The sequence below is a fragment of the Streptomyces sp. LS1784 genome, assembly GCF_020103755.1.
Lineage (GTDB): Bacteria > Actinomycetota > Actinomycetes > Streptomycetales > Streptomycetaceae > Kitasatospora.
In genome coordinates this window covers 1-5,561 of sequence record NZ_JAHSQD010000542.1, presented here as the reverse complement: position 1 = coordinate 5,561, position 5,561 = coordinate 1, and the positions used below count along the sequence as shown (strand labels likewise).

General features: G+C 73.0%; 4 protein-coding genes. All 4 read right to left on the bottom strand.

The window, feature by feature from the left end:
• Positions 1-575 (bottom strand): hypothetical protein (locus KS423_RS37160; protein ID WP_224284151.1); only part of this gene is annotated, 575 nt, incomplete at its 3' end.
• 197 nt (positions 576-772) lie between these two features.
• On the bottom strand, positions 773-3,340 hold the full coding sequence (locus tag KS423_RS37155) for an ABC transporter permease (RefSeq protein WP_224284150.1): 2,568 nt from the start codon (positions 3,338-3,340) through the stop codon (positions 773-775).
• A 19-nt stretch (positions 3,341-3,359) separates the two neighbouring features.
• The gene (locus KS423_RS37150) at positions 3,360-4,148 is read right to left on the bottom strand and encodes an ABC transporter ATP-binding protein (RefSeq protein ID WP_374120096.1); all 789 of its coding nucleotides are present in this window, start codon (positions 4,146-4,148) and stop codon (positions 3,360-3,362) included.
• Between the two features lie 323 nt (positions 4,149-4,471).
• Positions 4,472-5,026 carry an NADPH-dependent FMN reductase gene (ssuE, locus tag KS423_RS37145; protein ID WP_224284149.1) on the bottom strand — a complete coding sequence of 185 codons (555 nt, stop codon included), beginning with the start codon at positions 5,024-5,026 and terminating at the stop codon, positions 4,472-4,474.
• Positions 5,027-5,561 lie beyond the last annotated feature (535 nt).

The following is a 5,561-nucleotide window of genomic DNA, read 5'->3' as shown; positions in this document are numbered from 1 at the left end:
AGGCCGTACACCGGGAAGGCCGCGGCGACCACCAGCAGCAGGACGCCGAGGGCGCGGCGCAGCACGGGCGGGCCGTCCCGGTGGACGGGCGAGGGCGCGCCGGCGGCGGTCCAGGGGTAGGACACGGGCGGGACCATCAGCTCGTCCAGCTGCTGGCGGGCGCGGCGGCGGCCGGCCTCGGCGCCGAGCAGGACGGCGGTGAGCAGCAGGTGGAGCAGCACCGCCGACCAGCGGGCGAGCGGGGTGACCAGGCCCTCCGGGAGGTACCAGAGCAGCGCCAGGACGACCGGCGGAACGAGCACCCGGACCCGGGCCCTGGTGGCCAGCAGGAGCACCTCGGCCAGCACCGACCAGCCGGCCAGCGACGAGCCCCAGCTGTCCCGGCAGATGTTCCGGACGTTGCACCGGCCCACGTCCGGCTCCACGGCACTGGCCAGGACCACGAACCCGATCGGCACCAGCGCGAGCCAGCGGCCGTCCAACCGCCAGGCGGTCCGGGCGGCGCGCCAGCGGGCGGCAGCCGCGACGGTGAGGGGCGCGGCGCTGGGCAGGGGCGGGGTGTCCGAGGGGAACATCGAACGATCATCCCAGCACGCGGGAAACGGGACGCACGTCGGCCGCAGCCCCCGGCGGGGGTGGGGAACGGCGCCGGGGCCGGGTGCTGTGCGCACCCGGCCCCGTTCCCCCGTTCCCCCCGTTCCCCCCGTTCCCCCGTTCCCCCGTGGGTTCCCCCGTTCCCCCGGCTCCGGGGCCCGGCGCCCCCGGCGCCGGGTCAGTCCGTCGCGATGGCCGCGAGGACGTTCATGCGTCCGGCCCGGAAGGCCGGGACGAGCGCGGCGAACAGCCCGATCAGCACCGAGGAGACCAGCGTGATCGCCACCATGGTGGTCGGGACGGAGAGCGTCCCGAGGCCCTGGTCCCGCAGCACCCCCTGGACGGTGACGCCCCAGGCGAGGCCCAGCCCGGTGCCGAGGACGGCGCCGAACAGCGCGATCACCACGGACTCCAGCCGGATCATCCGGCGCAGCTGGCGGCGGGAGAACCCGATCGCCCGCAGCAGGCCGATCTCGCGGGTCCGCTCGACCACCGACAGCGCCAGGGTGTTGACCACGCCGAGCACCGCGACCGTGATCGAGAGGGCGACCAGCCCGTAGATCAGGTAGAGCAGGGTGTTGACCTGGGACTGCACCAGCTCCTTGTAGCCGGCCTGGTCCTTGACGGTCAGCTGCGGGTACTCCTTGAGCCCGTCCTGCAGGGCGGTCAGCGTCCTGGCGACGTCGGCGCCCGGGGCGGCCTTGGCGAAGACGGCCTCCACCGGCGGCTGCTCGGCGGCGGGGACCGCCTTGGCCATGGAGTCCAGGTCGACGAAGGAGCCGTTGCCGAACAGCTCGCCCTTGGCGAAGACCACCCCGACCGGCAGCACCTGGGTGCGGCCCTTGCCGTAGTCGACGGTCACCCGGTCCCCGACCTTCAGGCCGAAGTCCTTCGCGAAGGCCTCGCCGATCCCCAGCGAGCCGCGCCCGATCGAGTCCACCGCGCCGGACCGGACGGTCGGGTGGAAGTCGGTGCCGAAGAAGGCGGGCGGCACGGCGTCCAGGCCGGTCTTCGCCTGCCGTCCGTCCGGCAGCTGGACCTTGGCGTGGAAGCCCTTCTGGACGGTGACGTGGTCGATGCCCGGGGTCCGGCGCACGATGTCCGTCATCTCGGTGGTGACCTCGGCGCGGCCGCCGCCGATGATGTAGTCCACGCCCACCGACTTGTCGATCTGCGCGCTGGCCGAGGTGACCGCCGAGGAGCTGAAGACCGAGGAGGCGATCACCAGCGCCAGGCCGATCATCAGCGCGGCGGCGGTGGCGCCGGTCCGGCGCGGGTTGCGCATCGCGTTGCGCTGGGCGAGCTTGCCGGACGGCCCGAACAGCGCCGGCAGCAGCGCGCCGAGCACCCGGACGACGGCCGAGGCCAGCAGCGGGCCGAGCACCACGAACCCGATCAGGGTGAGCACCACGCCCAGGCCCAGGTACTGGCCGCCGGTGGCCGCCTTCTCCGCCCGCGCGCCGAGCACCAGCAGGGCGCCGCCGCCGGCCGTCAGCAGCAGGCCGAGGACCGTACGGACCAGGTTGGCGCGGCCCTCGGCCGGGGTGCCGTGGTCGCGCAGGGCGGCCATCGGCGAGATCCGGCTCGCCCGGCGGGCCGGGAACCAGGCCGCGACCAGGGTGACCACGATGCCGAGCGCGTAGCCGGCGGCGAAGACGTCCGGCCCGACCTGGAGGTCGGCCGCCTTGAGGTCCATGCCGAGCGCGTTCATCAGCTTGATCAGGCCGACCGCGACGCCCAGGCCGGCCGCCACCCCGAGGGTCGAGCCGAGCACGCCCAGGATCAGGGCCTCGACCAGCACCGAGCGGTTGACCTGCCGCCGGCTGCCACCGATGGCGCGCAGCAGGCCGATCTCCCGGGTGCGCTGGGCGACCAGCATCGAGAAGGTGTTGACGATCAGGAACGCGCCGACGATCGCCGAGACGAAGGCGAAGCCGAGCATCGCGTACTTCATGAAGTTGAGGCTGCTGCCGACCTGCTTGGTGTTCTCGTCCTTCTGCTCGGCCGCGGTCTTGACCTGGTAGCCGCCGCCGATCCTGGCCGCCGTGTCGGCCTTGAGCCGGTCGTTGCCGAGGCTGCCGTCGCCGAAGGTCTCGATCGAGGTGTAGGCGGGCTCGCCGAGCAGCATCTGCTGGGCGGTCGGGGTGTCCAGGAAGCCGAGCGCCGCGCCCGGGTTGGTGGCGGTGAAGGTGGCGATGCCGACGATGGTGAGGTCGTGGCGGCCGCCGGAGTTCTCGATCCTGATCCGGTCGCCGAGACCGAGCTTGGCCTTCTTCGCGGTGTCCGCGTCCAGCACCAGCTCGCCGGAGCCGCGCGGCGCGTGGCCGGAGGTGATGGTGACCGGGTTGCGCGGGGTGTCGGTCCAGTTGCCGAGCAGGGTGGGCGCGCCGCTGGTCGGGCCGACCAGCTTGTTGGTGGCCGGGTCGATCAGGACCGCGTTCCCGACCATGACCTGGCCGACGGCCTTCTTCACGCCCGGCACCGTGGCGACCTGGTCGGCGAGCGCGACCGGGACGGTCGGCGGCTTGACGGCGGCCTGCTGCTCCTCGTCCTCGGCCGGCTTGGGCGGCTGGACCGAGACGTCGGAGGCGGTCGCGGCGAAGAGCTTGTCGAAGGTGCCGGTGGCGGTGTCGGAGAACACCAGGGTGCCGGAGACGAAGGCCACCGACAGCACGACGGCGATGAGCGAGAGCGCCATCCGGCCCTTGTGGGCGAAGAAGCTCCGCAGTGAGGTCTTGAGCAGCATGGTGGTGTCGTCCCGCCGCTCAGCTGGTGCGCTTGCCGTCGAAACGGCGCATGCGTTCGAGGACGGAGTCGGCGGTGGGCGCGTGCATCTCGTCCACGATCACGCCGTCGGCGAGGAAGAGCACGCGGTCCGCGTAGCCGGCCGCGACCGGGTCGTGGGTGACCATCACGATGGTCTGGCCCAGCTCGTCGACCGAGCGGCGCAGGAAGGTCAGCACCTCGGCGCCGGACCGGGAGTCGAGGTTCCCGGTGGGCTCGTCACCGAAGATGATCTCGGGGCGGGCGGCCAGTGCCCGGGCCACCGCGACGCGCTGCTGCTGGCCGCCGGAGAGCTGGGTGGGGCGGTGCTTGAGCCGGCCGGACAGGCCGACCGTCTCCACCACCTGGTCCAGCCAGGCCTGGTCGGGCTTGCGCCCGGCGATGTCCATCGGGAGCGTGATGTTCTCCAGCGCGTTCAGGGTCGGGAGCAGGTTGAACGCCTGGAAGATGAAGCCGATCTTGTCGCGCCGGAGCCTGGTGAGCTGCTTGTCCTTGAGGCCGGTGATCTCGGTGTCGCCGATCCAGATCCGCCCGGAGGTGACCGTGTCGAGGCCCGCCAGGCAGTGCATCAGGGTGGACTTGCCGGAACCCGAGGGGCCCATGATCGCGGTGAACCGGCCGCGCTGGATGTCGACGTCGACCGCGTCGAGCGCGGTCACCCTGGTCTCGCCCGAGCCGTACGCCTTGGTGACCTGACGGGCCGACGCGGCGACGGCGGACGCTCCGCCGGGAAGCTGGGGGTCGTACACGGCTGCTGCTGCCGTCGTCACTGGACTCTCCTATGGAAGATGCGCTCACCCGTTGGCCCCCAGCCTCACGGGCCCGCCCGCCTCGCGACATGGCGCAGGCGGTAGTCCTCGACCGGGAGTTGTCTCCACCCTCCCGGTGGACCTGGCCACCGGACCCGACGTGATCGGGCCGCTTCCTGGCGGGTGGGGATGTGTGAACCACGTTAGGAGTCGTCGGCGGAGGGCTCGTCATCCGCCGGAATGAAGCCGCCCAACCAAGGTTCTACGGGGCACGGCGCGGGTCCCCCTAGGGGTTGCCGCGGCCCGTCTCGGGGACGCCCCGTACGGGCCGCGGCGACGGTCCGTCAGCTCGTCAGCGCGGGTGCGGACAGGCGTTCCAGGGCCGTGGCGAAGCCCTCCACGACCGGGGCCAGCAGCGTTTCGGTCTCGCGCTCCACCAGGGTCGCCCCGTCCTCCCGGGCGGTGATGTGGCGGTCGAGCACGAACCAGCCCTGGGTGATGTGGCCTGCGCCCATCGAGCTGAGCACCGGGCGCAGCGCGTAGTCCACCGCGAGGACGTGCGCGGGCGAGCCGCCGGTGGCGAGCGGCAGGACGGCCTTGCCGGTGAGCGCGTACTGCGGGAGCACGTCCAGCAGGGCCTTCAGCAGGCCCGAGTAGGCGGCCTTGTAGACGGGGGTGCCGATGACCACGCCGTCGGCGCGGGCGAACAGCTCGGTGACGGCGACGATCTCGGGGTGGTCGAAGTCGCCCGACAGCAGCGCGTGCGCGGGCAGGCTGCGGGCCTCGAAGGGGACGACGTGGTGGCCGCGCTCCGTCAGCCGTGCGTCGACGTGGCGCAGCAGGCGGGTGGTGCGGGAGGTGGCGGACGGGGAGCCGGAAACGGACAGGACGACGGCCATGGGTTCACCTCTGGCTGGAAGCGGGGCGGCGCGGCACAGCGGGGGAAAGGCGCTGCGGTGGGGGCCGGTACCGGGCGTGGTGCCGGGGGCCGGCACGGGAGCGGTGCCGGAAGGCGGCACCGGGGGCGCTACGCCGGCGGACGTGCGGGGATTCGACGGGCGCGCGTCAGCCGAGACAGAGCGAACAGGCCACACCGCGCCGCAGGTCGACGTGCCGCCGACGCGTGAGTGCCCAACGCTGATCCATGCCTGGAATGCAAACACGCTGTGTTCGCGCTGGTCAAGAAACGTTTCGGCAGCCGGAACGCCGGGTGTCCGGATGTTGCGGCGGAACGATCCGGCACGTGCATCAAAACTGCTACAAGAGGCCCGGCGGACCCCCCGGGGGGAGTCGGCCTCACCGGGGTCGGGCATCCTCGTCGGCATGAACACGTGGCAGCAGGGCCGCCCGGGGGGCGGCGGGAACCCGTACGGCGGAAACGGCGGGGGCGGCGGGAACCCGTACGGCGGAGGCGGCGCGGCCGAGCCGCCGCTG

What these genes read in the sequence shown, in the direction of transcription:
- KS423_RS37155 (WP_224284150.1), bottom strand. Translation starts at nt 3,340, where the DNA reads ATGCTGCTCAAGACCTCACTGCGGAGCTTCTTCGCCCACAAGGGCCGG.
- ssuE (WP_224284149.1), bottom strand. Translation starts at nt 5,026, where the DNA reads ATGGCCGTCGTCCTGTCCGTTTCCGGCTCCCCGTCCGCCACCTCCCGC.